The organism is Brevundimonas fluminis (assembly GCF_003934285.1).
GTDB lineage: Bacteria > Pseudomonadota > Alphaproteobacteria > Caulobacterales > Caulobacteraceae > Brevundimonas > Brevundimonas fluminis.
On the sequence record NZ_RQWJ01000002.1, the window covers coordinates 227,482 to 251,368 of the forward strand.

At 71.7% G+C, this 23,887-nt stretch carries 29 protein-coding genes; 13 read left to right on the plus strand and 16 right to left on the minus strand.

Features of this window, described 5'->3' with window-relative positions; genetic code table 11:
* Positions 1-29: 29 nt before the first annotated feature.
* Entirely contained in the window at positions 30-977 is a 948-nt protein-coding gene (locus EFJ44_RS01580; protein ID WP_125255434.1) for a glycosyltransferase family 9 protein, read from the minus strand.
* A gap of 57 nt (positions 978-1,034) precedes the next feature.
* On the opposite strand from EFJ44_RS01580, the gene EFJ44_RS01585 reads away from it, so the two are divergent.
* Positions 1,035-1,808 (plus strand): alpha/beta fold hydrolase, encoded by a 774-nt coding sequence (locus tag EFJ44_RS01585; protein WP_125255435.1) that lies wholly within the window; start codon positions 1,035-1,037, stop codon positions 1,806-1,808.
* Here the strand turns inward: EFJ44_RS01585 and EFJ44_RS01590 are convergent.
* Positions 1,775-3,118: a M23 family metallopeptidase gene (locus tag EFJ44_RS01590; RefSeq protein WP_125255436.1), complete on the minus strand. Its 1,344-nt coding sequence runs from the start codon at positions 3,116-3,118 to the stop codon at positions 1,775-1,777. The genes EFJ44_RS01585 and EFJ44_RS01590 overlap by 34 nt on opposite strands.
* Positions 3,119-3,469: 351 nt before the next feature.
* Between EFJ44_RS01590 and EFJ44_RS01595 the strand changes: the two genes are divergently transcribed.
* From EFJ44_RS01595 to EFJ44_RS01610, 4 genes are all read left to right on the plus strand, one after another.
* Entirely contained in the window at positions 3,470-6,634 is a 3,165-nt protein-coding gene (locus EFJ44_RS01595) for an intermembrane phospholipid transport protein YdbH family protein (RefSeq protein WP_125255437.1), read from the plus strand.
* Positions 6,635-6,716: 82 nt separating this feature from the next.
* The gene (locus tag EFJ44_RS01600; protein ID WP_241209638.1) at positions 6,717-6,911 is read left to right on the plus strand and encodes a YnbE family lipoprotein; all 195 of its coding nucleotides are present in this window, start codon (positions 6,717-6,719) and stop codon (positions 6,909-6,911) included.
* A gap of 22 nt (positions 6,912-6,933) precedes the next feature.
* Positions 6,934-7,299, plus strand: coding sequence for a DUF1318 domain-containing protein (locus EFJ44_RS01605; RefSeq protein ID WP_125255438.1), 366 nt, complete (start codon positions 6,934-6,936; stop codon positions 7,297-7,299).
* Positions 7,300-7,331: 32 nt separating this feature from the next.
* Positions 7,332-7,601: a hypothetical protein gene (locus EFJ44_RS01610; RefSeq protein ID WP_125255439.1), complete on the plus strand. Its 270-nt coding sequence runs from the start codon at positions 7,332-7,334 to the stop codon at positions 7,599-7,601.
* Here EFJ44_RS01610 and EFJ44_RS01615 read toward each other — a convergent pair.
* On the minus strand, positions 7,598-8,731 hold the full coding sequence (locus EFJ44_RS01615; RefSeq protein WP_125255440.1) for a DNA cytosine methyltransferase: 1,134 nt from the start codon (positions 8,729-8,731) through the stop codon (positions 7,598-7,600). The genes EFJ44_RS01610 and EFJ44_RS01615 overlap by 4 nt on opposite strands.
* A gap of 80 nt (positions 8,732-8,811) precedes the next feature.
* Between EFJ44_RS01615 and EFJ44_RS01620 the strand changes: the two genes are divergently transcribed.
* The 6 genes from EFJ44_RS01620 (at position 8,812) to EFJ44_RS01645 (ending at position 13,439) form a co-directional block, all read left to right on the plus strand.
* Positions 8,812-9,288 carry a COG3650 family protein gene (locus EFJ44_RS01620; protein WP_125255441.1) on the plus strand — a complete coding sequence of 159 codons (477 nt, stop codon included), beginning with the start codon at positions 8,812-8,814 and terminating at the stop codon, positions 9,286-9,288.
* 35 nt (positions 9,289-9,323) lie between these two features.
* Positions 9,324-10,478: an acyltransferase family protein gene (locus tag EFJ44_RS01625; protein ID WP_125255442.1), complete on the plus strand. Its 1,155-nt coding sequence runs from the start codon at positions 9,324-9,326 to the stop codon at positions 10,476-10,478.
* 45 nt (positions 10,479-10,523) lie between these two features.
* Positions 10,524-11,033 (plus strand): CHAP domain-containing protein, encoded by a 510-nt coding sequence (locus EFJ44_RS01630; protein WP_125255443.1) that lies wholly within the window; start codon positions 10,524-10,526, stop codon positions 11,031-11,033.
* A 10-nt stretch (positions 11,034-11,043) separates the two neighbouring features.
* Positions 11,044-12,009: a magnesium transporter CorA family protein gene (locus tag EFJ44_RS01635; protein WP_125255444.1), complete on the plus strand. Its 966-nt coding sequence runs from the start codon at positions 11,044-11,046 to the stop codon at positions 12,007-12,009.
* A 37-nt stretch (positions 12,010-12,046) separates the two neighbouring features.
* Positions 12,047-12,844: a tryptophan 2,3-dioxygenase gene (locus EFJ44_RS01640; RefSeq protein ID WP_125255445.1), complete on the plus strand. Its 798-nt coding sequence runs from the start codon at positions 12,047-12,049 to the stop codon at positions 12,842-12,844.
* An 88-nt stretch (positions 12,845-12,932) separates the two neighbouring features.
* Positions 12,933-13,439 (plus strand): PA2169 family four-helix-bundle protein, encoded by a 507-nt coding sequence (locus tag EFJ44_RS01645; protein ID WP_125255446.1) that lies wholly within the window; start codon positions 12,933-12,935, stop codon positions 13,437-13,439.
* A 75-nt stretch (positions 13,440-13,514) separates the two neighbouring features.
* Here the strand turns inward: EFJ44_RS01645 and EFJ44_RS01650 are convergent, their stop codons facing one another.
* The 5 genes from EFJ44_RS01650 to EFJ44_RS01670 form a co-directional block, all read right to left on the minus strand.
* Complete coding sequence (locus EFJ44_RS01650; protein ID WP_125255447.1) at positions 13,515-13,997, minus strand: hypothetical protein; 483 nt, start codon at positions 13,995-13,997, stop codon at positions 13,515-13,517.
* A 163-nt stretch (positions 13,998-14,160) separates the two neighbouring features.
* Entirely contained in the window at positions 14,161-14,586 is a 426-nt protein-coding gene (rplS, locus tag EFJ44_RS01655) for a 50S ribosomal protein L19 (RefSeq protein WP_125255448.1), read from the minus strand.
* Between the two features lies 1 nt (position 14,587).
* Positions 14,588-15,313, minus strand: coding sequence for a tRNA (guanosine(37)-N1)-methyltransferase TrmD (trmD, locus tag EFJ44_RS01660; RefSeq protein ID WP_125255449.1), 726 nt, complete (start codon positions 15,311-15,313; stop codon positions 14,588-14,590).
* A gap of 13 nt (positions 15,314-15,326) precedes the next feature.
* On the minus strand, positions 15,327-15,785 hold the full coding sequence (locus EFJ44_RS01665) for a hypothetical protein (RefSeq protein ID WP_125255450.1): 459 nt from the start codon (positions 15,783-15,785) through the stop codon (positions 15,327-15,329).
* Between the two features lie 2 nt (positions 15,786-15,787).
* Positions 15,788-17,461, minus strand: a complete 1,674-nt coding sequence (locus EFJ44_RS01670; RefSeq protein ID WP_125255451.1) for a thiamine pyrophosphate-binding protein — start codon at positions 17,459-17,461, stop codon at positions 15,788-15,790.
* Between the two features lie 107 nt (positions 17,462-17,568).
* On the opposite strand from EFJ44_RS01670, the gene EFJ44_RS01675 reads away from it, so the two are divergent.
* On the plus strand, positions 17,569-17,706 hold the full coding sequence (locus EFJ44_RS01675; RefSeq protein WP_125255452.1) for an entericidin A/B family lipoprotein: 138 nt from the start codon (positions 17,569-17,571) through the stop codon (positions 17,704-17,706).
* Positions 17,707-17,759: 53 nt separating this feature from the next.
* Here the strand turns inward: EFJ44_RS01675 and truA are convergent, their stop codons facing one another.
* The 5 genes from truA to def form a co-directional block, all read right to left on the minus strand.
* Entirely contained in the window at positions 17,760-18,500 is a 741-nt protein-coding gene (gene truA / locus EFJ44_RS01680; RefSeq protein WP_125255453.1) for a tRNA pseudouridine(38-40) synthase TruA, read from the minus strand.
* 12 nt (positions 18,501-18,512) lie between these two features.
* A complete protein-coding gene (fmt, locus tag EFJ44_RS01685; RefSeq protein ID WP_125255454.1) occupies positions 18,513-19,469 on the minus strand; it encodes a methionyl-tRNA formyltransferase in 957 nt (318 codons plus the stop codon).
* A gap of 48 nt (positions 19,470-19,517) precedes the next feature.
* Positions 19,518-20,309, minus strand: a complete 792-nt coding sequence (locus tag EFJ44_RS01690) for a glutaminyl-peptide cyclotransferase (protein WP_125255455.1) — start codon at positions 20,307-20,309, stop codon at positions 19,518-19,520.
* A 111-nt stretch (positions 20,310-20,420) separates the two neighbouring features.
* Positions 20,421-20,648 (minus strand): hypothetical protein, encoded by a 228-nt coding sequence (locus tag EFJ44_RS01695; RefSeq protein ID WP_125255456.1) that lies wholly within the window; start codon positions 20,646-20,648, stop codon positions 20,421-20,423.
* Complete coding sequence (gene def, locus EFJ44_RS01700; RefSeq protein WP_125255457.1) at positions 20,648-21,214, minus strand: peptide deformylase; 567 nt, start codon at positions 21,212-21,214, stop codon at positions 20,648-20,650. The genes EFJ44_RS01695 and def overlap by 1 nt, the downstream gene beginning before the upstream one ends.
* Positions 21,215-21,315: 101 nt before the next feature.
* On the opposite strand from def, the gene EFJ44_RS01705 reads away from it, so the two are divergent.
* Positions 21,316-22,341, plus strand: coding sequence for an adenosine kinase (locus EFJ44_RS01705; RefSeq protein WP_125255458.1), 1,026 nt, complete (start codon positions 21,316-21,318; stop codon positions 22,339-22,341).
* Here EFJ44_RS01705 and EFJ44_RS01710 read toward each other — a convergent pair.
* The 3 genes from EFJ44_RS01710 to EFJ44_RS01720 are packed head-to-tail and all read right to left on the minus strand — an operon-like array spanning position 22,328 to position 23,719.
* On the minus strand, positions 22,328-22,873 hold the full coding sequence (locus tag EFJ44_RS01710; protein WP_125255459.1) for a Smr/MutS family protein: 546 nt from the start codon (positions 22,871-22,873) through the stop codon (positions 22,328-22,330). The two genes, EFJ44_RS01705 and EFJ44_RS01710, sit on opposite strands and share 14 nt — an antisense overlap.
* Before the next feature lie 10 nt (positions 22,874-22,883).
* The gene (locus tag EFJ44_RS01715) at positions 22,884-23,120 is read right to left on the minus strand and encodes a helix-turn-helix domain-containing protein (protein ID WP_125255460.1); all 237 of its coding nucleotides are present in this window, start codon (positions 23,118-23,120) and stop codon (positions 22,884-22,886) included.
* A 23-nt stretch (positions 23,121-23,143) separates the two neighbouring features.
* On the minus strand, positions 23,144-23,719 hold the full coding sequence (locus EFJ44_RS01720) for a DUF2975 domain-containing protein (protein ID WP_125255461.1): 576 nt from the start codon (positions 23,717-23,719) through the stop codon (positions 23,144-23,146).
* Positions 23,720-23,887 lie beyond the last annotated feature (168 nt).

A 23,887-nucleotide genomic window follows, 5' to 3' on the forward strand; every position in this document is an offset into this window, starting at 1 on the left:
GCGGCCTTTTCTTCAAGGCGGGCCCGGATTCAGGCGCGCGGGAAAGCGTCGTGGAGCTCGATCACGGCCGAAAGGACACGGTCCACGGTGAGGTCCTCGATCGGCGCGAACTGGCCGCGGACCTCGTTCGAGGCCACGGTGCGCGTGCGGGGACCCCACGGGCCGTACAGCCACCATTCGGTCGGTCCGAACAGGCCCAGCGTCGGGCGGCCCGCCGCGGCCGAGACGTGCATCAGGCCGGAATCGTTGCCGACGAACAGGGCGGCGCGGTCGATGGCGGCGGCCGAGGCCAGGATGTCGCCCTTGCCGACGAAGTCGATGCCGCGCGGTCCCGCCGCCTCCAGCGCAGGGGTCGCCGGCGGCCGGTCTCCGGGCCCGCCGACGGGCATGAAGCGCCAGCCGTCGAAGCGCGGCTCGACCTTCAGCTTCTCGACCAGGGCGCCCCAGCGCTCCGCCGGCCAGCTCTTGCCCGGCTGATGGGCTATGGGCGCCAGCGCCAGGATCGGCCCCGGCCCCGCGCCGCCCGCCAGTTGCGGGTCGATCACCGCCGCCGCCTCGGCGCGGGCGCGGTCGTCCAGAAAGATCTCGGGGTGCAGCGGCGCGGCCGCGCCCATCATGGCCGTCGCCGTCTCGACCTTGCGGCGGCCGGTCTCCAGCTTTCGGGAATAGACCACGCGGCGCTTCGCGTTCAGCGCCCAGGCCAGGCCCGAGCCGCGCACGTCGATCACCAGATCCCAGCGGGTGCCCCGCGCCCGCTTCCAGAGCTCGACCCAGTGTCCCGACAGGGGCTTCTTGTCCAGGGGGATCACCTCGACCACCCCCGGCGCCGCGCGGAACAGGGGCGAGGGCGGGCGGCCGCAGGCGACGGTGATCTCCGCGCCGGGCAGCTGCCGCCCGATCTCACGGATGACGCCCGAGGAGATGACGCAGTCGCCGATGCGGTTGGAGGTGACGAACAGGACCTTGGGCGCGGACATGACCGGCCCGGTCTAGCCGAGGGTGACGGCGCCGGGAAGTCGGGGCACAAGGCGGCCATGAGCGAGATCGAACGCCTGACCCGCCCCGACGGCGAAACCCTGGCATTCCGGCGCGTCGTCGGCGACGGCCCCACCGTGCTGTGGATCGGCGGCTTCCGCTCCGACATGGAGGGGACCAAGGCGCTGGCTCTCGACGCAGCGGCGCGGACCCGCGGCTGGAACTTCGTCCGCTACGACCACTTCGCCCACGGCGTCTCGTCCGGCGACTGGGAACGGGCCACCGTCGGCCGCTGGCGTGAGGACGCGATCGCCCTCGTCGATCATCTTCAGGGGCCGGTGCTGCCGGTCGGCTCGTCGATGGGCGGGTGGGTGGCCCTGCTGCTGGCGCAGGCGCGGCCGGAGCGCATGTCGGGACTGGTGCTGATCAATCCGGCGCCCGACTTCACCGACCGGCTGATGTGGCCCTCGCTGGAGGATCACGTGCGGCAGGCCATCCTGCGCGACGGCCGGGCCGAGATCGAGGAGCCGGGGCTGGGCCGCTATGCCCTGACGCGCCGCATGTTCGACGAGGCGCGCGACTGGACGCTGCTGGACGCGGATATTCCGATCGCCTGTCCGGTGCACGTGCTGCAGGGTCGCAGGGACGACGTGGTTCCGTGGACCCATCAGGTCGCGCTGCTGGAGCGGCTGCCTTCCGCGCCGGTGCGGCTGGAACTGGTCCCGGAAGGCGACCACCGGCTGTCGACCCCGGGCGATCTGGCCCGGCTGGTCGACGTGGTGTCGGAGATGCGCGGAGTTCAGGCCTTGGGCGCGACCAGCTGGGAGGCCTGACCCGCGCGGCGCTCGCCGCCGGCCAGGATGATGCGGTCGATGCGGGCCTTCTCGGCCCGGAAGGCGGTCAGCTCGGCGCCCGACAGGATCGTGCCTTCCTGGGTCTTCACCCCGGCCGGATTGATCCGCTGTCCGTTGCGCCAGATCTCATAGTGCAGGTGCGGGCCGGTGGAGGCGCCGGTCGAGCCGACGTAGGCGACGACCTGTCCCTGACGCACGCGTTGGCCGGCGCGGATGCCGGGCGCATAGCGCGACAGGTGGCCGTAGCCGGACTCAAGACCGTTCGAGTGGCGGATGCGCAGCCAGTTGCCGTAGCCGCCCCAGCGCCGCGCCTCGACCACCACGCCGTCGGCGGGGGCCACGATCGGCGTGCCGGTGCCGGCGGCGAAGTCGATGCCCTGGTGCATCCGGCGATAGCCCGAGATCGGGTGACGGCGATACCCGAACGAGGAGCTCATGCGATAGCCGCCGGCCAGCGGCGTGCGCATGAAGGCCGAGCGGGTGTTCTTGCCCGAGGCGTCGAAATACTGGGTCTCTCCGCCGCCCACGGGCTTGTAGCGATAGAAGACCTGGCCCTTCAGCTCGGCGTAGAGCAGCTCGCCGGTCTCGACCACGCGGCCCGTCTCGGTGACGGTGCGGGCGAAGACCAGGGTGAACTCGTCGGAGCCCTTGATGTCCCGGTCCATGTCGAACTTGTGCGAGAACAGCTGCACGGCCTTGCGGGTCACGGCGCCCGAGGCGCCCATGCGCTGGGCCGTCGCATAGAGCGAGCCCTTGACCTCGCTCTTCAGCACCACGGTCTCGTGCGTGACCTTCTCCTCCAGCGCGCGCAGGCGCAGGGCGCCGTCGAAGGTGCGCGACACGGTCAGCTGGCTGGCCGGACCGGTGCGCATGGTCAGGCCGATCAGGCGGGTGTCGCCCCGGCCGCCGCGCGGGCGGGCGATGGCGGTCTCGAACTTCAGGCCGGCGCGCAGCTGGCTGACGTCGAAGGCGCCGGCGATGGTGGCGACAACGGCCTGGACGTCCGCCACGCCGATGCCGGTGCGGCGCAGGGCCTGTTCGAAGGTCTCGCCGCTGCGGATCTGGACGGGGACGGCCTCGGGCGCGGTCAGGCCGGCCTGGGCGCCGGCGTTGGCCATGGCGCGGGCCTCCAGCGCTTCCAGCTGCTCGGCGGTCATCGGGGGGAGGGTTTCGGCGCGGACGGGCTGGTAGACCTTGCCGGCCAGCAGCGTGACGGCCACGGCGGCCAGAACGGTGAACACGTGAGGAGCCAACCGCATGGGCTGGCGACGTGGATCGAACTGAGCCATCGGTACCCGGCAAACGACGACGCCCGGCGGCGCCAAACCACTAAGAAGCAAGGTTCGCGCCGGCCCGGTCCCCCCGGAAGCGCGTCTCGCCTATACCCTCTCGGGGACCCTGTGTGAAGCATCTCCATTACCATTCGTTAAACCGGAAGCCGGGCTTGTGTATTTCCAAGGTTCGGGAACAGAACATCGAGGCGATCCGGCAGTGAAAACGGCAGAACGGCACGTGAACGTCAGCGCCCGGCGCCCCTTCTTCAGGCCCGGCTTGGCCGCGGGATTGAAAGTGACCTTTGCGCCACTTGGCCGTGCCCGAAGCGCCACGGCGTCTGCGCACGCCTCCTCTGGCCCGCGCCCGTGACCGTGACCGAAACGGAACAGCGTCCCCCTGCGCCGCGCCGCCGACGTCGGGTCGCCGCGGCGCGGGTCGCGGTCGCCGTGCTCGCGATCCTGCTGGTGCTCGCCTTGGCCGCCTGGCTGGGCCGCCGCACCCTCGCGCGCGAGGCGGTCGTCTTCTGGCTGGAGCGGCGCGGGGTGGAGGCGGACGTCCGCGTCGACCGGCTGGAGCTGAACGGCATGGTGGGAGCCGTGACGCTCGGCGACCCGGACGCCCCCCAGGTCACGGCCCCCCGGGTCGAGATCGACTGGACCGTCGGCGCGCCGTGGCGGGCCGGCGGCATGGGACCGACGCCGACGCGCGTGCGGCTGGTCGCGCCGGTGGTCCGGGCCCGCTGGACGGGCCGGCGTCTCAGCTTCGGACGGCTGGACCCGCTGATCGACGAATTCGCCCGCCGCCCGGCGCGCACCGATCAGGTCGGGCCCGTGATCCTGATGGAGAAGGCCACGGTCCGGCTGGATTCCGACTGGGGCCGCACGACCCTGCTCGGCGACGCGAGGGTGACGGACGGCGAGCTGGCGTCTCTCGACGCCGTGCTGCCTGCCGCGGACTACCGGCGCGGCGACCGGTTCGCGCGCGGCGTCGAGGGACGCGTCGATCTCGCCACGGTCCAGGGCCGGACGCGGTTCGACCTGACCCTGGCTTCGACCGAAGTCGACCTTCCGGGCGTCTCCGGGTCGGGACTCAAGCTGAACCTGCGGGGCGTCGCGGCCTACCCCGACGTCGGTCGCCGTTCGGCCGACGGTCCGGTGCGGATGGACGGCGCCGTCTCGCTGGATCGCGTCGCCGCGGGGGGGTGGTCGGGACGCGGGATCGACGCGTCCCTGTCCTTCGTCGGCGAGGCCTCCGGCGCGGGCGAGGAGTTCGCCCTGAGCGGCCTGACCACGCTGGAAGTCGACGGAGCCGCGGTCGCCGGCCCCGTCGAGGCGACCGGGGCCCGCGTCGGAGCGTCCGGCGCCCGCGCCCGTCTGGCCTTCGACGACGGCGCGCCGCTGTGGCGTCTGGACGGCCCGATGACCCTCGCGTCGACCACGCTGCGGGCCGACGGCTTCCGCGGACGCGGTCTTTCGCTGGTCTCGGCCGATCTGACGCTGGGCGGACGCGGAGGCGCGGTGGAGGCGTCGGGTCCCGTCCTGCTGCGGGCCGCCGGGTTCGAGGCGGGTGGGCTGACCCTGACCGGCGTCGCCTCGCGCGGCGCGCTGGACGTCGTCATGGACGGCCCGGTGCGGCTGGGCTTCGGCGGCGCCTTGACCGCGTCCGGAGGGCGCTGGCCCATCCTGGGCGCCCCTGCCCGTGACGACGTGCCGGAGCTGGCGACGCTCAAGCGGGCCCTGTCGGATTTTTCCCTCGGCGCGCCCACCCTGTCGCTGGCGGTCGGACCGGGTGGAACGACGCTGGACCTGCCTCGCGGCGTGACCGTCCGGCCGCGCTCGGGCGGGACGGCGGTGGTGACCCGGGCCGGGGGCCCGGTCATGGTCGCCGCGCCCGGCGCCGCGCCGCGCGGAGCCTTCGATCTGGCGCTTCAGGGCGGCGGCCTGCCCGAGGCCCGCGTCCGCGTGTCCGGCTGGCGGATGTCGGGCGCGGGCTTTCAGGCCGACCTGTCCGGCCGCGCCGCGCTGGACTTCGGCCTCGGCCGCGGCGTGACGCTGGACGCCGCCGGGCGGCTGGCGACGACTCCGGCGGGCCTGACCTTCACCGCCTCGCGCTGCACGCCGCTGTCGATCGAGCGGCTGGAGCTGGGCGAGAACGACGTCACCGACCTGACCGGCGGACTTTGTCCGGCCGGGCGACCGCTCGTGACCGTCGCGGACGGCGGCTGGCGCGTCGACGGCCGGCTGACCGACGTCTCCGCCCACGCCCCCTTCCTCGCCCTGCGCTTCGCCGACGCCCAGGGGCCCCTGGCCGTGCGCGGCTCGTCCGCGGGCCTGGGCCTGACCGTCGGCGTCGACCGCGCCCGCGTGATCGACGCCACGGACCCCCTGCGCTTCCACCCGATGGAGGCCACGGGCCGCGCCGCTCTGGGTGGTCAGCGCTGGACCGGCGACTTCGACCTCTCCCGCGAAGGCGCGCCGGTCGGCCGCCTGGCCCTCGCCCATGACGGCCCCTCCGGCGTCGGCGGCGTGGAGATCGTTTCGGAAGACCTGATCTTCGCCGAAGACGGCCTGCAGCCCTCGGACCTGACGCCGCTGGCCGCCGAACTGATCCGCTCGCCGGTGACCGGCCGCGTCCGCTTCGACGGCCGCGTCGACTGGACGGCCGAGCCCGACGGCGGGACCAGCGGCGGGCTCCTGACCCTCGACGACCTCGACTTCGACAGTCCGGCCGGCCCGGTCGAGGGCCTGTCCGGGAACGTCCGCCTGACCGGCCTGGCCCCGCTGGAGACCGCGGCGGACCAGTCGGTGACGATCGAGAAGGTCGCGGCCCTGACGGACGCGACGGACCTGACCCTGACCTTCGACCTGGACAAGGCGACGCTGAACCTCGACGCCGCCTCGGTCGCCGCGGCGGGCGGCACGGTGACGCTGGAGCCCACGGCCCTGCCGCTGGCCCCGGACCAGCCCTGGACCGGCGTGCTGGTGCTGGACCGCATCCAGACCGGCGACCTGATCTCGACCACGGGACTGGCCGACCGGGTGGCGATCGACGCCGTCGTCTCGGGCCGCGTGCCCTTCACCTGGACCCCGGGGCAGGGCGCGACGGTGCAGGGCGGCAGCCTCTATTCCGTCCAGCCCGGCCGCCTGTCGATCCAGCGCGAGGCCCTGTCCGGCCTCGACGCCGGCGGCGGCGGCGACGCCGTCCCGCCGGGCGCGGTCGAGCAGCTGGCCTATCAGGCCATGGAGAACCTCGCCTTCGACGAGTTGACCGCCGCCATGGACAGCACCGACGGCGGCCGGCTGGCCCTGCGCTTCCACATCCTCGGCCGCCACGACCCGCCCGTGCGGCAGGAGCTGCGGCTGGGCTGGCTGGAGCTGATCCGCCGCGATTTCCTGAACCGCACCGACCTGCCGCTGCCGTCCGACACCGGCATCGACCTGACGCTGGACGTGGACCTGAACATCAACCAGCTGATCAGCGACCTGCTGGCCGTGCAGCGGGCGCGGGAGGGGAACGGGAACTCCGATTGAGGCCGTCGCGTTCGCCCATTCAGACCGCGTTCATCCCTGGCTTGGCCTTATGGCGGCGAACGCACTTTCAGGATGACCGCCCATGAAGTTCGACATGAAGCGCGCCGCCGCCCACCTGGCCGTCGGACTGACCGCGGTGACGATCGCCGCCTGCACGCCGACCGTTCGGCTGCAGGTCGATCCGATCCAGATCTACGCCAAGCTGGACGCCGACGTGCGCGTCCGCCTGGACCGCGAACTGGAGCAGTTGCTCCAGGAAAACCCCAACCTGTTCTGAACGTGACCGGGGGAGAGAGACCATGACCTTCCGCAAGACCTTCGTCGCCGTCGCCGCCGTGGCCGCCCTGGCCGTCGCCGCGGCGGGCGCCGCCTTCGCCCAGTCGGCCGAGCAGAAGGCGCTGGTCGACCGCGCCAAGGCCGAGGGCACCGTCGGCGAGCAGTCCGACGGCTATCTGGGCTTCCGCGTCGCCTCGACCGACGCGGGCCTGCAGACCGCCGTGCGCGTCACCAACGACGGCCGCCGCGCCGCCTACGCCCGCGCCGCCGCCGAGACCGGCGTCAGCGTCGACGTGGCCGCCGCCCGCGCCTTCGAAACCATCGTCCAGCCCCGCATCTCGTCGGGCCAGTGGTGGCGAAACGCCTCGGGCCAGTGGGTCCGGCGCTGACCTCGGCGGCATTCTGAACTAGGGAACGGGCCATGACCTCGCGTCTGGCCCGTTTTTTTCTGACCTTGCTTCTGGCGCTGCTGACCGCGGCGGCGGCCACCTTCGGCGCGGCCGCGGCGTGGCGGGCCATCGGCGGGGCGGCCATGTCGGTGCACGGCTGGGTGGCGCTGGGCCTCGGCATGGTCGGCAGCGTGGCCCTCGCCTGGGGTCTGATGGCGCTGGCGTTCAAATCGTCCCGCGAGGGCTGGGACGACCGCGTCGACAACACTCTCGATCCGGGCAGGGAGCGGGAGGAGGACTAGGCCGCGGCGCGGCGCCCCGCCCCGGGCCTCAGCAGGCCTTCCGCCAGCGCGCGCACCACCGGCACGGCCACGGCGTCGCCCATCAGCTTCAGTCCGGCCGAGGCGGACGCGGGCAGGCGATAGCCGTCCGGCACGCCCATCAGCCGCGCGGCCTCCACCGGGGTCAGCCAGCGCAACCGCGTCCGGTCGCCCTCGACCACCGCCACGATCTGGCGGGAGGAGCCCCCGGCCGGCGTGCGCAGGCAACCCGCCAACCCGTCGAAGCGCAGTTCCAGCCGCTGGGTCCGGACGCCCTCCTCGATCCGCACCCGGCGATAGCCCGCGGCCACGCGCCGTGCGCCCGAGGCCCGCTCCGCCTCCAGCCGCCGCCGGTGAAGGGGCGACAGCAGGGCCAGCGCCGCCGCCGTCCGGTCGGACGGGAACCAGTCGACGCGGTCGTCCGGCTCGAGCACGCCCGACAGATCCAGGTTGCGGCGCGGCGGCGCGGCCAGAGCCCACCACGCCCAGTTGGCCTTCACGGCGTCCGGCAAGCGGTCGTGTGCCGCGATCAGCCGGCTCGAGTGGAACGGCGCGACCGGCTCCGCGACCTCCGGCGGGGCCACTCCCCTCACCCCGACGACGAACAGTCGCGGCCGCGACTGCGGGAGCCAGTGCGCCGCGTCGATTTCCAGCGCCCCCACGCGCCGTCCTCCCTCGGCCAGCGCGGCGCAGACGGCAGCGAAATCCGCGCCTCCGCCGGAGGTCAGCAGGCCGCAGACGTTCTCGACGACGATCCGGTCGGGCCCGCGCCCCTCGGCCTCCAGCGCGCGCATCAGATCCGTGAAGCCCCAGAAGGCCCCCGAGCGTCGGCCCGCCAGCCCGCCGCGCGCGCCGGCCAGGCTCAGGTCCTGACAAGGCGACGACGCCCAGGCGAGGTCGGCCCGACCCGGCACGTCGCGGGGCATGAGGGCGCTCACGTCGCCCTCATGGAACGGAACGTCCGGGTGGTTGCTGCGAAACGCGCGGGACTTGGCCGGGTCCAGATCGTTGGCGAAGCCCACGCGCCAGCCGTGCAGACCCAGCCCGGCCAGACCGCCGCCCGCGAAGAACTCCCACGCGACGGGCGCGTTGTCGGCGACGTGATTCGTCATTCCCGCACCCTAACCCGAACCACCGCCCTTGACCTGCGTCCCCCGTCCGCGTCGGATGGCGCCGGTTTCCGGAGTTCCCCATGCGTCTGATCCTGCTCTCGTCCGCCGTCCTGACCCTCGCCGCCTGCGGCGAGCCCGCGCCGCCTCCGGAGCCCGCGCCGGCGCCGCAGCCCGCGCCCGTGCTGGGCGGCGTCGATCTGGGTCAGCCGGTCCGCGCGCTGGGAACCGAGCCGTTCTGGGGCGTCGACATCGGCCCGGACGGCATCGCCTATGAGGGGGTCGACGTCCCCCGTGAGGTCGCGCCGCGCGGGGAGGTGCAGCTGATGGGGACCATGGCCGTCTTCACCGGCCAGACGGACAAGGGCCGGGCGATCACGGTCACCCTGATCGACACCGATTGCTCGGACGGCATGAGCGACCGGCTTTACCCGCTGACGGCGCGGGTCGAGATCGGCGACAAGACGCTGCAGGGCTGCGCCGCCTCGCGCACCGCCGTCATGACGTCCGGCGAAAGCGGCCCCGTGGTCGACGCGCCGACGCCGGCGAACCAGCCTTAAGCTTTCCCAAAGCGGTTTGAGGGCACGATGGCGGCATGACCGCCGTGCCCTCTCCCGACGAAGCCGGTCCGATCGCCCCGGCGGACCTGCGCCCCCTGACCGCGCTGCGCTTCGTCGCGGCGGCCTGGGTGGTGCTCTATACCTGCTGGCCCTTCCTGGACGTCGGCTTCACGCCGCATCTGGCGTCGAAGGGCTATCTGGGCGTCGAGCTGTTCTTCGTCCTGTCCGGCTTCATCCTCAGTCACGTCTATCTGGAGGCGTTCGGGACCCGCCGGTTCGGCTATCGCAGCTTCCTCTGGGCGCGGATCGCGCGGGTCTATCCCCTTCATCTCGTCACCCTGCTGGGCGTCATGGCGTTGGCGCTTGGCGCCGCGGCGGCGGGCATCGCCATGCAGGCCCGGGTCATCGACTGGCCGTCGCTGCCGGCCAACCTGCTGATGCTGCACGCCTGGGGTCTGGCGCCCGAGGCGGCCTTCAACCATCCGTCCTGGTCGATCTCGGCGGAATGGTTCGCCTATCTGACCTTTCCCGTCTTCGCCGCCGGGGCGTGGGCCCTGCGCGCCCGCCCGTGGCTGGCGGTCGCCGCGGCCTCCGCCGCGCTTCTGGCGCTCTACGTGGTCTTCCAGAGCCTCGCCGGCTTCCCGCTCACCCAGGCCACCATTCGCTGGGGCGCCTTGCGCATCGTGCCGTGCTTCGCCCTGGGTTGCGCGCTCTATCTCGTCCACCGGAAGGGCGGCGTGCCGCGCCCCGGTCTGCTGTCGGCGCTCTCCGTCGTCCTGATCTTCGCCACGGCCTCGCTCCAGATCTGGGACGGCGTGATCGTCCTGTTGGGCGGTCTGCTGATCCTGTCGCTCGGGTCGCTGGACAACGTCCGCGCCGGGCCCCTGTCCAGCCGTTTCGCCGTCTGGCTGGGCGAGATTTCCTACGCCCTGTACATGGTGCTGATCCCGTGGACGCTGGTGGCGGTGAACGGCCTCGCCCGGGTGACCGGCTCCGAATCCAAGACCTTCGGTCTTCCGCTCTGGCTGGGGATCGTTCTGGGGGCCGTGATGACCGCCGCGCTCGCCCACCATCTCGTCGAAAAGCCCGCCCGCACGTGGCTTCGGAAGCTGCCGAAGCGTGAGCGGGACGCCGATCACGCGAAAGTCAGGCAGGAAAAATCGCCCGCCCGGGTTTCCCCCGCGGGGTGAATTCGGCTACCCAAGGCCTCGGTTCAACAGAACGAAGCACGCCTCATGCTGAAACGGCTCGCGGTCGCCCTGGTTGCAATGGTCGTCGGTTTTTCACCGCTGACCCCACAAATCGCCCGGGCCGACGCGCCGTACTGGCAATGCGTGACCTTCGCCCGACTGACCTCGGGCATCGAGATCCGGGGCGACGCCTGGACCTGGTGGCAGAGCGCCCAAGGCAATTACCGCACCGGCAGCGAGCCCGAGGTGGGCTCCGTCCTGGTGTTCCGCCCGACCGGCCGCATGACCCGCGGCCACGTCGCCGTGGTGTCCGAGATCCTGACCGACCGCGTCATCCGCATCACCCACGCCAACTGGGGCGGCAGCCGCGGCAAGATCGAGGAGAACGTCACCGTCGCCGACGTCTCCGACGCCGGCGACTGGAGCGCGGTCAAGGTCTGGTACGCCCCGATCAATGACCTCGGCTCGTCGGTCTATCCGGTCTACGGCTTCGTCCACAACGAGCGTCTGGGCGGCTCCACGCTGATCGCCTCCCTGCCGTCCGCCCTGGGCTGATCCCCCGCACATGATCCGGCTCCACCGGCGCGGCGAAAAGGGATGCCGCGCCATTGAGGCGTCGTCGCCCGGCACGATCGACCCGGACGTGCTCTGGATCGATCTGGTCGCCCCGACCCGCGAGGAGGAGCTGTCGATCGAGCGGGCGCTGGGGGGATTGCCCCTGCCCACCCGCGAGGAGATGGCCGCGCTGGAGGCGTCCAGCCGCTTCTACCGTGAGCGCGGCGCCACCTACGTCACGGTCGACCTGCTTCATCGCGGCGACGAGGAGGTCCCGTTTCTCGACCCGGTGACCTTCGTGGTCACCCCGGGACCGCTGGTGACCATCCGCTATTTCGATCCCCGTCCGTTCGCGATGCTGGAGGCCGCGCTGGGGCGCGACGAGACCGCCTGCGCCACGGCGCCCGGCCTCGCCCTCCATCTCTTCGAGATGGTCATCGACCGCACCTCCGACGTGCTCTCGCGCAGCGTCGCCCGGGTGCAGGAGGTCGGAGAGGAAATCTTCGCCGAGCGCGGCCGCGCCACCAGTTTCGAGCCCTTCATCAACCGTCTGGGGCGGGCCCGTCTGGCCAACGCCCGGCTTGAGCAAAGCCTTGCGGGTCTGATGCGGGCCTTCGTCTTCCTCGGCCTGGACGACCGGGTCGAGAAGGATCCGGAGGCGCGCGAACATCTCGCCTCGCTGACCCGCGACGCGCGGAGCCTGACCGACCACAATCACGCCGTCGCGGCCTCCATCGACTTCCAGCTGAATGCGGCGCTGGGCCTGATCAACATCCAGCAGTCGTCGATCATCAAGATCTTCTCGGTCGCCGCCGTCGCCTTCCTGCCGCCGACGCTGATCGCCTCGATCTACGGCATGAATTTCGACCACATGCCCGAACTGGCCCGGCCGTGGGCCTATCCGGCGGCGCTGGTCGCAATGGTCGTCTCCGCCGTCCTGCCGCTGGCCTGGTTCAAGCGACGCGGCTGGCTGTGAGTCTTGCGCCCGTGCGGCGCGGACGCGACAAGGCGCCATGACCGACGCGCGCGACATGACCTACGCCGGCTATCTGGATCTCGACGTCCTGCTGTCGGCCCAGAAGCCTCTCTCCGAGCAGCACGACGAAATGCTGTTCGTGGTCATCCACCAGACCAAGGAGCTGTGGCTCAAGCAGATGCTGCACGAGGTGGCGCTGGCGCAGGCCCTGGTTCGCGCGGGGGATCTGGTGCCGGCCTACAAGAGTCTGGCCCGCATCAGCCGCATCCAGGCCGTGATGACCCAGAGCTGGGACGTTCTGGCCACCATGACTCCGGCCGACTACCTGAACTTCCGCGAGGTTCTGGGCTCGTCCTCCGGCTTTCAGAGCGACCAGTTCCGCCGCTTCGAGGCCATGCTGGGTCTGAAGGACGAGAAATTCCTGAAGTTTCACGTCGGCCGGCCCCACGCCCATGCGGCGTTGAAGGCGGCGATGGACGCGCCCAGCCTTTATGACGACGCCCTGAGCCGCCTCGCCGCCTCGGGCCTGCGGGTCCCGGCCGCGGTGCTGAACCGCGACGTCTCGCGTCCCTATGAACCTAGCCCTGAGGTCGAGGACGCCTGGCTGGAGGTCTACCGCCGCCCGCGCGAGTTCTGGGACCTGTATCAGCTGGCCGAGAAGCTGGTCGATCTGGACGACGCCCTGCTGACCTGGCGGCACAAGCACGTGGTGACGGTCGAGCGGATCATCGGCCGGCGCATGGGCACCGGCGGCACCGCCGGCGTCGCCTATCTGGCCGAAACCCTGTCGCGCCGCTGCTTCCCGGAACTCTGGTCGCTCAGGACGCGGCTGTAGGTCGCGGCGAAGTCCATAAGGTCAAGCTGAAACTCCAAAGGGTTTCCAGCGCTTTGTCCATAACTGTGCAGCAGTGAAAGGACACGCCATGACCGACGCCAACCGACACGACATCGACGCCCTGAACAGCCTGATCGAGACGACGCTGGACAGCGCCGACGGCTATGAAGAGGCCGCCAAGGAGACCGACGTGGCCGCCTATCGCGACCGCTTCGTCAAGCGCGCCGGCGAACGCCGCCGCGTCGCCGCCGACCTCCAGACCGCCGTGCGCGGCCTGGGCGCGGAGCCCGAGGACGACGGTTCGATCCTGGCCAAGGCCCACCGCGCCTTTCTTGACGTCAAGCACGCCCTGCTGCGCGACGAGCAGGCCGTGGTGAACTCCGTCGAGAACGGCGAGGACTTCATCAAGGGCAAGTTCGAGCGCGCGCTGGAGGACGACAGGCTCTCGGCCACGACGCGCGAGGTGGTGCGTCGCGCCTACCTGACGATCAAGGACGGCCACGACGAGATGCGCGACCTGAAGCACGCGCTGGAGGGCGCCGACGGACGTCCGGTCGCCACCACGACCCCGGACGGCCGCCCGCTCTCGATGTGAGGCTCACGCGCCGAAACGAAGAAGGCCCCCGGTTCGCGCCGGGGGCCTTTCATGTTCGTGCGGTCGACCCCGCGATCACTCGCCGGCCGAGATCTCGCGATAGCGTTCGGCGATGACGTTGATGTCGCCGTCGATGGGCTCGATGCCCTCCGCCAGGGTTCCGTCGCAGGCGTAGGCCATGATGACCGCGCTGGTGGCGGTCATGTTCACCGCTTCCCAGTCCTGGTCGTCGTCGATCCCGCCCATGAAGCCGCCGTCCAGACCATAGGCCGAGGCGCCCGGCGTCTTGAAGGTGCGCTGCGAGCACTGGAAGCGATAGGCCATGTCCAGACGGGCGATGCCGTCCTGCACCGAATCCGCGGCGCTGACGACCGAGATGGTCACGCCGGCCTCGCCGCCCTGACGCACGCGCGTGCCGCCGGCGGCCAGGATCACGTTCTCCTCGGTCACGTCCATGATGTAGTACGGGCCCGAGTTGGGCAGCGGATCCTGCGCCATCACGGGCAGGGCGACGGCGGCCAGGGCGGCGCCGGCGAGAAGGGCGGGGAACAGGCGCATTTCAGTCTCCAGGGATCGAGGGCCTTCTGGCTTGGCGCCACCCTAGCGCGCCCGGTTTTTGCCGCAATCCCGTTCGCCTCACGCGTCATGTCCCGTCAGGAACGACGAAGGCCCGGACCGTCCGGTCCGGGCCTCCTGAAATCGTGAACCGGCGGAGCCGAACTCAGGCCTCGGTTGCCTCCGGGGCCGCGTCGGCGGCGCCTTCGGACGGCACCTCGACGCCCTTCTTCTGGGTCTGGCGCTCGGCGATCCGGGCCGACTTGCCGCGACGGTCGCGCAGGTAATACAGCTTGGCGCGACGCACGACGCCGCGGCGCTTCACCTCGATGGCGTCGACGTTCGGCGAAAGGATCGGAAATTTCCGCTCCACGCCCTCGCCGAACGAAATCTTGCGGACCGTGAAGGTCTCGTTCACGCCGCCGCCGTCACGGGCGATGCAGACGCCTTCGAACGCCTGGATGCGCTCGCGCTCGCCTTCCTTGATCTTGACCATGACGCGCAGGGTGTCGCCCGGCTGGAAGTCCGGAATCTTGCGGTCGCCCAGGACGCGGGCTTTCTCTTCGGCGGCGATCGTCTGCAGAATGTTCATCTCAGTCTCCTCGAGCTTTTGCGCTCTTTGCCTGTAAGTTGGCGAGATGCCGCTCCCAGAGGTCCGGTCGCCGCTCCCGCGTGGTGATTTCCCTCTGCTCCTGACGCCAGGCGGCGACCTTCTTGTGGTCGCCCGACAGCAGGACCTCGGGGATGTCGAGCCCCTCGAACGTCCGCGGTCGCGTATACTGCGGATGCTCCAGAAGCCCGTCCTCGAAGCTCTCCGAGCTCAGGCTTTCGGCCTGGCCCAGCACTCCGGGGATCAGTCGTACGCACGCCTCGATCGCCACCATCGCCGCCGCCTCGCCACCGGCCAGGACCGCGTCTCCGACGGAGACCTCCTCGAACCCCCGGGCGTCGAGCACCCGCTGATCCACCCCCTCGAACCGGCCGCACAGCACGACGACGCCGTCGCCCGTGGCCCAGTCCTTGACGCGCGCCTGGGTCAGGGGCCGACCCCGGGCGCTCATGTACAAAAGCGGCCGCCGCGGCCCGGAAAGCCCGTCAAGAGCCCTGGCCACCACGTCCGCCTTCAACACCGCTCCCGGTCCGCCGCCCGCAGGGGTGTCGTCCAGGAAGCCGCGCCTATCGTCGCTGAAGCCCCGAATGTCAACCGTTTCGAGCGCCCACAGGCCGCGCTCGCGCCAAGCCGTGCCGATCAACGACACGCCGAGCGGCCCCGGGAAGGCTTCGGGAAACATGGTCAGGACGGTGGCGGTGAAGGGCATGGCGTTCCCTGGTTCAGGAAATGGACCGGAACCGGGCGCCGTCCAGCCACCAGCCGTCGTCGTCCCTGCGGACCCGCAATACCGCACTGTGCCCCAGGCCCGGCCCGAGAGACAGGGAGGCCGTGATCAGCGCGCCGCCGGAATCATAGTCGGGACGGCCGAGCGCGATCGAGGTGCGGCGGCGCGCCTCGGCCGCGCCGCTCCGTGGGGGCGACGGGCCGTCCTGCAGGTCGAATCCCCATCCCGAACAGTCACAACGCGGCCAGTCTTCACCGACGAGCGTCACGAAGGCCCGCTCCTTGCGGCGCTGCGGCTCTCCGAACCAGTCGCGCAGGACGGCGGCGGCCACGGCGCAGTCGTCCGGCTCCGGAGCGGGCCGCGCGTCGTGCTCGGGCTCGGCCGGGCGTGCGCCCGGCGTCTGGTCCAGGCGCCCGAACATCTCCAGCGCGTCGGGGTGCGGGCGCCGGGCCATCGTCACCCTCCGCGCATCCCGCTGATCGTCCGCCCCGGCGCGATGTCCTCGGCAGAGGTGATCAGGTGGACCAGCGCCGGAACCCGACGGGCGATCGCGGCGTCTCGCGCGTCCTCCAGGGCGGCGGGGAAATCCTCGGTCGTCTCACAGCGGACGCCGTATGCGCCGAAGGCCTTGGCCCACAGGACGAAGTCGGGGTTCTTCAGATCGGTGGCGATGACCCGCTCCGCCCCCGGGTAGTGCCCTTCCTGATGCATGCGGATGGTGCCGTAGGTCCCGTTGTCGACCACGATCACCACCGGGTTCAGCCCGTGCTGGACCGCGGTGGCCATCTCCTGACCGGTCATCAGGAAGTCGCCGTCGCCGGCTACGCAGACGACTTCACGCTCGCGGTCCACCGCCTTGGCCGCGATCGCGGCCGGCCAGCCGTAGCCCATGGCGCCCGAGGTCGGGGCCAGCTGGGTGCGGCAGGCGCGGTGGCGGTAGAAGCGGTGCAGCCAGGCGGCGAAGTTTCCGGCGCCGTTGGTGACCACGGCGTCCTCGGGCACGGCGTCCATCAGGTGCGCCATGCATTCGCTCATGTTCACCGCGCCGGTCACCGCCACCGGGGTCGAGAAGGCCCGGAAGTCGGCGTGCGCCTGCTCGCCCTCGGCGCGCCAGTCGCGGCCCGGCTCCAGCGTCGTCAGGGCCAGCGCCGCCAGCGAGTTGTCCGCCACGCCCGAGATCAGCGTCGGCCACACCCGGCCCAGCTCCTCCGGCCCCGGGTGCAGGTGGACCAGCACCCCCGCCGTGTGGTCGCGGTCGAACAGGGTGTAGCCCTGCGTCGGGTTCTCCCCCAGCCGCGCGCCGATGGCGATGATCAGATCCGCCGCCTTCGCCCGCGCCGTCAGCTTCGGATTGCACCCCAGTCCAAGGTCGCCGGCATAGTTGGTCCGGTCGTTGGAGATGATGTCCTTGCGCCGGAACGAGCCGGAGATCGGGATCATGTGCCGCTCGGCCCAGTCGGCCAGGGCGTGGCTGGCTTCGGTCGACCAGCCGGAGCCGCCGACGACGATCAACGGCCGCTCCGCCGCTTTCAGACGCTCCCCGATCTGGGCCAACACGGCCGGATCCAGCGCGGCCTTGGCAGGGACCACCGCCCGCTGCGGGGCCGGCCCGCCGTCTGCATGCAGCAGGTCCTCGGGCAGGGCCACGACGACCGGCCCCGTGCGGCCCTGCAGCGCCGTGGCGAAGGCGCGCTCGACGACCTCCACCGTGCGCTCCGGGCTCTCCAGCTCGGTCGCCCACTTGGCCAGGCCGCCGAACACCTCACGATAGTCGACCTCCTGAAAGGCGCCGCGCCCACGGTCGGTCAGGGCGATCTGGCCGACGAACAGGATCATCGGCGTGGAATCCTGATGCGCCGTGTGCACGCCGATCGAGGCATGCGTCGCGCCCGGACCGCGCGTGACCATGCAGACGCCCGGCTTGCCGGTCAGCTTGCCGTAGGCCTCGGCCATGTTGGCGGCGCCCGCCTCGTGGCGGCAGGTGATCACCTCGATCCGGTCGCGCACGTCGGCCAGGGCGTCCAGCACGGCCAGATAGCTTTCGCCCGGCACGCAGAAGACCTTGTCGATCCCGTTCACGACCAGGGTTTCGACGAGGCGGCGGGCGGCGGTGTTCTGCGGCTGGCTCATGCGGAGCCGTTAGCAGAGGGTGCGGCGGTTTGGCGATGGGGGCGGCGCAACCCAACGGCCACGCTTGGCGTTCACGGCGCAGGTTCAACCCATCGGAGACTCGTCCCATGAAGAAGATCGTCACCCTGACCCTGATCGCCGCCGCCATGGCCGTGTCGGCCTGCAACACCATCGCCGGCGTCGGCCGCGACGTCTCGGCCGCCGGCGACGCCGTCACCGGCGCCTCCAACGAAGCCCGGAACTAAGCCTCTTCGCCCTCAACCAGCGAGCGCCCGCGGCGCGAGCGACAGGGTGAACGTCAACCGTACTCGACGCCCGTCAGATACAGTCCGTCGCTCGGGGCCACCGGCCCGCAGGCGGATCGGTCGCGGGCGTCGAGCGCGGCCTTCAGGTCGTCGGCGGACCATCGCCCCAGACCGACCTCGACCAGACTGCCGGTCATCGACCGCACCTGCCGGTGCAGGAAGCTGCGCGCCGCGAACGTCAGTCGCACCTCCTCGCCGACCCGCTCGACCGCGGCCACGTCCAGCGTCTTCTCCGGCGAGGCCGACTGGCAGTTCACGTCCCGGAACGTGGTGAAGTCGTGCCGGCCGACCAGCGCCTGCGCGGCCGCGTGCATGGCCCCGGCGTCCAGCGGCTTCTTCATGTGCCACACGCGCGACGCTTCCAGCGCCGGCGGTCCCGGCCGGTTCAGGATGCGGTACAGATAGCGCCGCCCCGTCGCCGAGAACCGCGCGTGCCACTCCGGATCCGCCTCGATGCAGTCCAGCACCGAGACCGCCTCCTCGACGAGATGGGCGTTCAGGGCGTTCATCACGGTGCGCGCCGGCCAGGCCTTGTCCAGATCGAAGCCGATCACCTGACCGGTGGCGTGCACCCCCGTGTCGGTCCGCCCCGCCGCGAACAGCCGCACCGTCTCGCCGCAGAAGGCCGTCAGCGCCGTCTCGATGGCCCCCTGCACCGTCGGCTGGCCGAGCTGGACCTGAAACCCGTTGTAGGCCGAGCCGTCGTATTCGACCGTGAGCCGGTACCTCGGCATCGCATTTCTCCCCTACCGCTCGCCGCGCGGCGGCTCGCTGCTTGAGGGGAGGACCGTCCCGGGCGCGATGGGGAAACCGCGCAGCATCTCGTCGGCCGCCTGCGCCGCCTTGCCCGCGCGCTGGACGGTCAGCAGCCGCACCACGCCCTGGCCGCAGGCGACCCGCAGCTCGCCGTCCAGCACCTCGCCCGGCGCGCCGGCCCCGCGCGCCGAAACCCGGCTCATCAACGCCTTGATCCGCACCGGACCCTCGGGGCCGGGCGCCTCGAACCAGGCGCCGGGCGCGGGCGACAGGCCGCGGACATGGGCGTCGACCTCGGCCGCCGGGCGGGTCCAGTCGATGTGCGCCTCGGCCGGGGTGATCTTCCGCGCATAGGTGGCCTCGCCCACCTGCTCCACCGCTTCCAGCCCGCCGCGCTCCAGCGCCGCCAGCGCCCGGGGCCACAGGCCCGCGCCGGCATGCGCCATGCGCTCGCCCAGAGACCCGGCCGTGTCGTCCGGGGCGATGTCGATCACCTCGCTCAGCAGGATCGGCCCCTCGTCCAGTCCCGCGCTCATGCGCATGATCTGCACGCCGGTCCGGCGATCGCCGGCCATGATCGCCCGCTGGATCGGCGCCGCCCCCCGCCAGCGCGGCAGCAGCGACCCGTGCAGGTTCAGGCATCCCAGACGCGGCGCCTCCAGCACCTCGGGCTTCAGGATCTGGCCGTAGGCGACGACGCAGGCGGCGTCGAGGTTGAGGCTGCGGAAGGTCTCGATCGCCTCCGGCGCCTTCATCGTCTCCGGCGTGAAGACCGGCAGGCCCATGGTCTCGGCGAACGCCTGCACCGGCGACGGCGTCAGCTTCTGCCCCCGCCCCCGCGGCCGCGGGGGCTGGGAATAGACGGCGACCACCTCATGCCCGGCGGCGACCAGCTCGGCCAGCGACGGCACGGCGAATTCGGGGGTTCCCATGAAGGCGAGGCGCATGGCCGTGGCTTTGCCCCAGAGGGAGGCGAGGGACAAGGCGCGGCGGAGTCAGCCCGGCTCGACGACCTCGATCTCGAACAGTCGGGGCCAGTATTTGCCGGTGACGAAGACGCGGTCGGCGGCGGCGTCCCAGGCGATGCCGTTGAGCACGTCGGCGTCGGGCGCGGGCGCGCCGCCCTGCTGCAGAAGCCCGGTCAGGTCGATCCAGCCGACCACGACCCCCGACCCGGGGTCGATCCGCGCGATCAGGTTGGACTGGTAGATGTTGGCCCAGACCTCGCCGCGGACCCATTCCAACTCGTTCAGCTTCTCGACCGGCTGCCCGTCATGGGTCACGGTCAGACGGCGGCGTTCCGCGAACGTCTCCCCGTCCAGAAACCGCAGCTGCGCGGTGCCGTCGCTCATGATCAGTTCGTCCGGCGAATGCGTCAGCCCCCAGCCCTCGCCCGCGTACCGAAAGGTTCTCAGGGTCGAGAGCCCGTCACGCTCGAGGACGTAGCCGATCCCCGACTGCCAGGTCAGAACGACGAGGTCGTCTTTCCAGATCGTCATGCCTTCGCCGAACACGTCGTCCGGCAGGTCCACCGATTGCAGAACCGCGCCGGTGCCCGGCTCGACCCGCCGGACGGTCGAGGCGCCGTACTTCCCGGTGCTCTCGTACAGCTGGCCGTCGACCCAGATCAGGCCCTGCGTGTAGGCCGCGGCGTCGTGCGGGTACGCATTCACCACTCGGAAGCCGTAGTACGGCGTGGCCTCCGCACCGCACGCGGCCAAGCCCGCCGTCGCCACCGCTGCGGCCAGTCCCCGGGCCCAGGTCCGCAAGAAATGCGATGTCTGCATCAAGGCCCCCGGCTCGCTCTCGGCGCCCAGCCTACACGCGGGGGAAGTCGCCGACCACGTCGCGGGTGCGGGCAGGTCGGAAGGCGGACTCCGCGTCTCGCGCGCGTTCGCTCAGTCCCAGCGCGTGAAGACCCCGCCGCCCTCGTCCCACTCGCCGCCGGCGTCCAGCGCGTCGTCGAAGCTGAGCAGGCGGTCGATGATCATGCCCGCGACCACGCCCGCGAGCGCCACGCCGACGAGGGTCACGAGCCCGGCCACGCCGACCTTCTCGTTGCGGGTCAGGCGGCGACGGCCGCGGGGGTCGATGATGCGGTCGGGGCTGCGCTTGAGACGGGGCATCAGGCGGCCATCCTCGCGGCTTTCCTGACCTTGGCCATGGCCCGGTCGCGTCGCAGCCGGGACAGGTGGTCGATGAACAGCACGCCGTTCAGGTGGTCCAGCTCGTGCTGGAAGCAGACGGCGTACAGACCGTCGATCTCTTCCTCGACCGTGCGGCCCTCTCGGTCCAGATAGCGGACGCGGGCGCGGGCGGGGCGCTCCACGCTGTCGAAATACTCGGGGATCGACAGGCAGCCCTCTTCGTACGGCAGGGTCTCCTGCGACGCCCACAGCACCTCGGGATTGACGAAGAAACGGGGGTTGGGGACGCGGGCGGGCTCCTCGCCCTCCGGGGTCTCGGCGTCGGGATCCGGCGCGCCGTCGCCCAGATCCATGACGACCACACGCTTCAGCTCGCCGATCTGCACGGCGGCCAGACCGATGCCGGGGGCCGCGTACATGGTCTCCAGCATGTCGTCCATCAGGGCGCGCACGCCGTCGTCCACGGTCTCGACGGGGGTCGAGACCTGCTTCAGCACCGCCAGGTCGGCGGCGTTGTCGACGGTCAGGATGCGGCGCACGGTCATGCCGTCGAGGTAGGCTTCGCGGCCCTCCGGGTCAAGAATTCGCGGCGTCGCAGGCCGTTCTGGCGCTGGCGGAACCGCGCCCGGACGGCTAAGGGCGCGCCATGACCCAAGCTTCCGCCCCCGCCCGCTTCGACGTCTGCGCCGTCGGCAACGCCATCGTCGACGTCCTCGCCCCCTGTGAGCCCGCCTTTCTGAAGGCGCAGGGGCTGACCCCCGGCTCCATGCAGCTGGTCGACGCGGACCAGAGCGCGGCGCTGTACGACGCCATGGCCGCGGGGGTCGAGGCGTCGGGCGGATCCGCCGGCAACACGGTCGCGGGCGTGGGCAGCTTCGGCGGACGCGCCGCCTATCTGGGCAAGGTCGCCGACGACCAGCTGGGCGAGGTCTTCGCCCACGACATCCGGGCCGCCGGCGTGCATTTCGACGTGTCGCCTCTGGTCGACGGCGCGGCCGCCGGCCTGGGCACCGGCCGCTGCCTGATCAACGTCACGCCGGACGGGCAGCGCACCATGTGCACCTTCCTGGGCGCCGCCAACCAGCTGACCGTGGCCGACGTCGACGCCGGGCTGATCGGCGACAGCGCCGTCGTGTATCTGGAGGGCTATCTGTTCGACCCGGCCCCGGGCCGCGCGGCGTTCGAGGCGGCGGCGAAGGCCGCGCACGACGCGGGGCGCAAGGTGGCGATCACCCTGTCGGACGCCTTCGTCGTCCACCGTTGGCGCGCCGACCTGCTGGACTTCATCTCCGCGTCCGCCGACGTCGTCCTGGCCAATGAGGCCGAACTGGCCGCCCTGTTCGAGACCGAGGACTTCGACGCCGCCGCCGACCGGCTGGCCGCCATGGTCGAGATCGCCGCGGTCACGCGCGGCCCGGACGGCTCAGTGATCGTGTCGGGGGATCAGCGCGTCCGGGTCGCCGCCGTGCCCGTCGACAAGGTCGTCGACACCACCGGCGCCGGCGACCAGTACGCGGCCGGCTTCCTGCTGGGCCTCGCCCGCGGCCTGTCTCTGGAAGACGCCGGCAAGCTCGGCTCGCTCGCCGCCGCCGAGGTCATCGCCCACTGGGGGCCGAGGCCGATGGTCTCGCTGGAGGCGCTGGCGAAGGACGCGGGTCTCAGGCTCGCCTGATCGTCACGTACAGCGCCCCGTCGCCGCCGTGCTTGCGGGCGGCGGGGGCGAAGCCGGAGACGACGCCCCGCAGGGCCGGCCCCGTCAGCCATTCGTGCACGCTGGACTTGATCACCCCGGTCCCGCCGCGCCGTCCCTGGCCGGTGATGACCAGCACCGCCCCATGCCCGCGCGCCTGCGCGCCGATCAGGAAGGCGGTCAGGGCGTCCTGGGCCTGGAAGCGGCCATAGCCGTGCAGATCGATGCGGGCGTCGATCGGATCGCGCTCGCGCGACAGGCGGCGCTGGCGGCGCGGCTCCAGCTCTTCCGGCGTGCCGCGGGCGCGAGGCGCGGCGAGCTTCGGCGCGGCGAGGGGCGGGAGCTCGACGGGCCGGGGCCTGGCCTTTCCGGGAGGCGGCGCTTTCGGGGCGGGCGCCGGGTCGTCGACCGTCGAGGTCAGCGGGGCCTTCTTGCGCCGGTGTGGCGTCGCCGATCCCGCCACCCGCGCCCAGATGCGGCGATCGTCGGGCGACAGGTCGTCGCGCCGGCTCATGATCGGGGGCTCATGCCTCGCCGTCGTCGCCGCCCGGCTGCGGCCCCGGCTCGTGGCCCAGCAGGTCGCCGGGCGTGCAGTTCAGCTCGCGGCACAGGGCGTCCAGCGTCGAGAAGCGCATGGCCCGCGCCTTGCCGGTCTTCAGGATCGACAGATTGGCCACGGTGACGCCGACGCGGTCGCTGAGCTCGGTCAGCGACATGCGGCGTTCCGCCAGCAGTTTGTCGAGTTGGACGCGGATGGCCATGGCGCGCTCTTACACCGGGTCGATCAGATCGTCAGTTCGGATTCGCGGCGCAGGCGCGCGCCCTCGCGGAACACCTCCGCCAGCACGAAGACGACCAGAACGGAAAAGGCGGGAGTCACCAGGTTGAACAGGCTGGGCGGATCCATGATCCCGCGGGCCAGTCGGGAGACCAGCATCTGGCCCACCCAGACGCCGCCGGTGACGGTGGCCAGGATCCAGCCGATCTGACGCAGCCGCGACACGTTCTCGGGCTGGAAGGGATCGCCCAGCGTCAGGGTCCGGAACACCCGGCGCAGGTTGCGCAGGATCAGGGCGAAGCCGGCGAAATAGCCGATGAAGGCGCCGACCCCGAAGAGGGCATGGGGTCGGGGCAGGGGGATCTGGGCGCCGCCGGCGTCGTCGGTGACGTTCAGGGCCAGCTGATCCATGGGAATGAAGGCGACCGTGACGAACAGCAGCGCGCCGAGCGCGGTCAGCAGGATCAGCACGGCGTAGGCGACGTCCAGCGCGGTCTTCAGCAGGCTGGACACCGACCCCGGCCCCAGCGCGCGCAGGCCCTTGATGGGCGGCATGGCGAGGCGTCGGGGCGACAGGGGCATTCTAAGTCCTTATGACGGTCGGGGCCGGATCACCGCGCGGGGTTCGCACGAACCGCGCGCGGCTCCAGCATCGCTTCGACTGTCATTCCGGTCAAAGTCCCGCCGCTCAGAAGGCTTGCAGCAGGATGGCGACCATGGCGGTCGGCAGGGCGGCCAGCAGGGCGCCGT

Excerpts from the sequence above, each read along its gene's own strand:
- EFJ44_RS01590 (WP_125255436.1), bottom strand. The coding sequence starts at position 3,118 with ATGGCTCAGTTCGATCCACGTCGCCAGCCCATGCGGTTGGCTCCTCAC.
- EFJ44_RS01690 (WP_125255455.1), bottom strand. The coding sequence starts at position 20,309 with ATGCAGACATCGCATTTCTTGCGGACCTGGGCCCGGGGACTGGCCGCA.
- EFJ44_RS01620 (WP_125255441.1), top strand. The coding sequence starts at position 8,812 with ATGCGTCTGATCCTGCTCTCGTCCGCCGTCCTGACCCTCGCCGCCTGC.
- def (WP_125255457.1), bottom strand. The coding sequence starts at position 21,214 with ATGACCGTGCGCCGCATCCTGACCGTCGACAACGCCGCCGACCTGGCG.
- EFJ44_RS01670 (WP_125255451.1), bottom strand. The coding sequence starts at position 17,461 with ATGAGCCAGCCGCAGAACACCGCCGCCCGCCGCCTCGTCGAAACCCTG.
- EFJ44_RS01710 (WP_125255459.1), bottom strand. The coding sequence starts at position 22,873 with ATGAGCCGGCGCGACGACCTGTCGCCCGACGATCGCCGCATCTGGGCG.
- EFJ44_RS01610 (WP_125255439.1), top strand. The coding sequence starts at position 7,332 with ATGACCTCGCGTCTGGCCCGTTTTTTTCTGACCTTGCTTCTGGCGCTG.
- EFJ44_RS01630 (WP_125255443.1), top strand. The coding sequence starts at position 10,524 with ATGCTGAAACGGCTCGCGGTCGCCCTGGTTGCAATGGTCGTCGGTTTT.
- EFJ44_RS01650 (WP_125255447.1), bottom strand. The coding sequence starts at position 13,997 with ATGCGCCTGTTCCCCGCCCTTCTCGCCGGCGCCGCCCTGGCCGCCGTC.
- EFJ44_RS01600 (WP_241209638.1), top strand. The coding sequence starts at position 6,717 with ATGAAGTTCGACATGAAGCGCGCCGCCGCCCACCTGGCCGTCGGACTG.
- EFJ44_RS01715 (WP_125255460.1), bottom strand. The coding sequence starts at position 23,120 with ATGGCCATCCGCGTCCAACTCGACAAACTGCTGGCGGAACGCCGCATG.
- rplS (WP_125255448.1), bottom strand. The coding sequence starts at position 14,586 with ATGAACATTCTGCAGACGATCGCCGCCGAAGAGAAAGCCCGCGTCCTG.
- EFJ44_RS01705 (WP_125255458.1), top strand. The coding sequence starts at position 21,316 with ATGACCCAAGCTTCCGCCCCCGCCCGCTTCGACGTCTGCGCCGTCGGC.
- EFJ44_RS01580 (WP_125255434.1), bottom strand. The coding sequence starts at position 977 with ATGTCCGCGCCCAAGGTCCTGTTCGTCACCTCCAACCGCATCGGCGAC.
- truA (WP_125255453.1), bottom strand. The coding sequence starts at position 18,500 with ATGCCGAGGTACCGGCTCACGGTCGAATACGACGGCTCGGCCTACAAC.
- EFJ44_RS01645 (WP_125255446.1), top strand. The coding sequence starts at position 12,933 with ATGACCGACGCCAACCGACACGACATCGACGCCCTGAACAGCCTGATC.
- EFJ44_RS01720 (WP_125255461.1), bottom strand. The coding sequence starts at position 23,719 with ATGCCCCTGTCGCCCCGACGCCTCGCCATGCCGCCCATCAAGGGCCTG.
- EFJ44_RS01635 (WP_125255444.1), top strand. The coding sequence starts at position 11,044 with ATGATCCGGCTCCACCGGCGCGGCGAAAAGGGATGCCGCGCCATTGAG.
- EFJ44_RS01585 (WP_125255435.1), top strand. The coding sequence starts at position 1,035 with ATGAGCGAGATCGAACGCCTGACCCGCCCCGACGGCGAAACCCTGGCA.
- fmt (WP_125255454.1), bottom strand. The coding sequence starts at position 19,469 with ATGCGCCTCGCCTTCATGGGAACCCCCGAATTCGCCGTGCCGTCGCTG.
- EFJ44_RS01675 (WP_125255452.1), top strand. The coding sequence starts at position 17,569 with ATGAAGAAGATCGTCACCCTGACCCTGATCGCCGCCGCCATGGCCGTG.
- EFJ44_RS01625 (WP_125255442.1), top strand. The coding sequence starts at position 9,324 with ATGACCGCCGTGCCCTCTCCCGACGAAGCCGGTCCGATCGCCCCGGCG.
- EFJ44_RS01695 (WP_125255456.1), bottom strand. The coding sequence starts at position 20,648 with ATGCCCCGTCTCAAGCGCAGCCCCGACCGCATCATCGACCCCCGCGGC.
- EFJ44_RS01665 (WP_125255450.1), bottom strand. The coding sequence starts at position 15,785 with ATGGCCCGGCGCCCGCACCCCGACGCGCTGGAGATGTTCGGGCGCCTG.
- EFJ44_RS01640 (WP_125255445.1), top strand. The coding sequence starts at position 12,047 with ATGACCGACGCGCGCGACATGACCTACGCCGGCTATCTGGATCTCGAC.
- trmD (WP_125255449.1), bottom strand. The coding sequence starts at position 15,313 with ATGCCCTTCACCGCCACCGTCCTGACCATGTTTCCCGAAGCCTTCCCG.
- EFJ44_RS01605 (WP_125255438.1), top strand. The coding sequence starts at position 6,934 with ATGACCTTCCGCAAGACCTTCGTCGCCGTCGCCGCCGTGGCCGCCCTG.
- EFJ44_RS01615 (WP_125255440.1), bottom strand. The coding sequence starts at position 8,731 with ATGACGAATCACGTCGCCGACAACGCGCCCGTCGCGTGGGAGTTCTTC.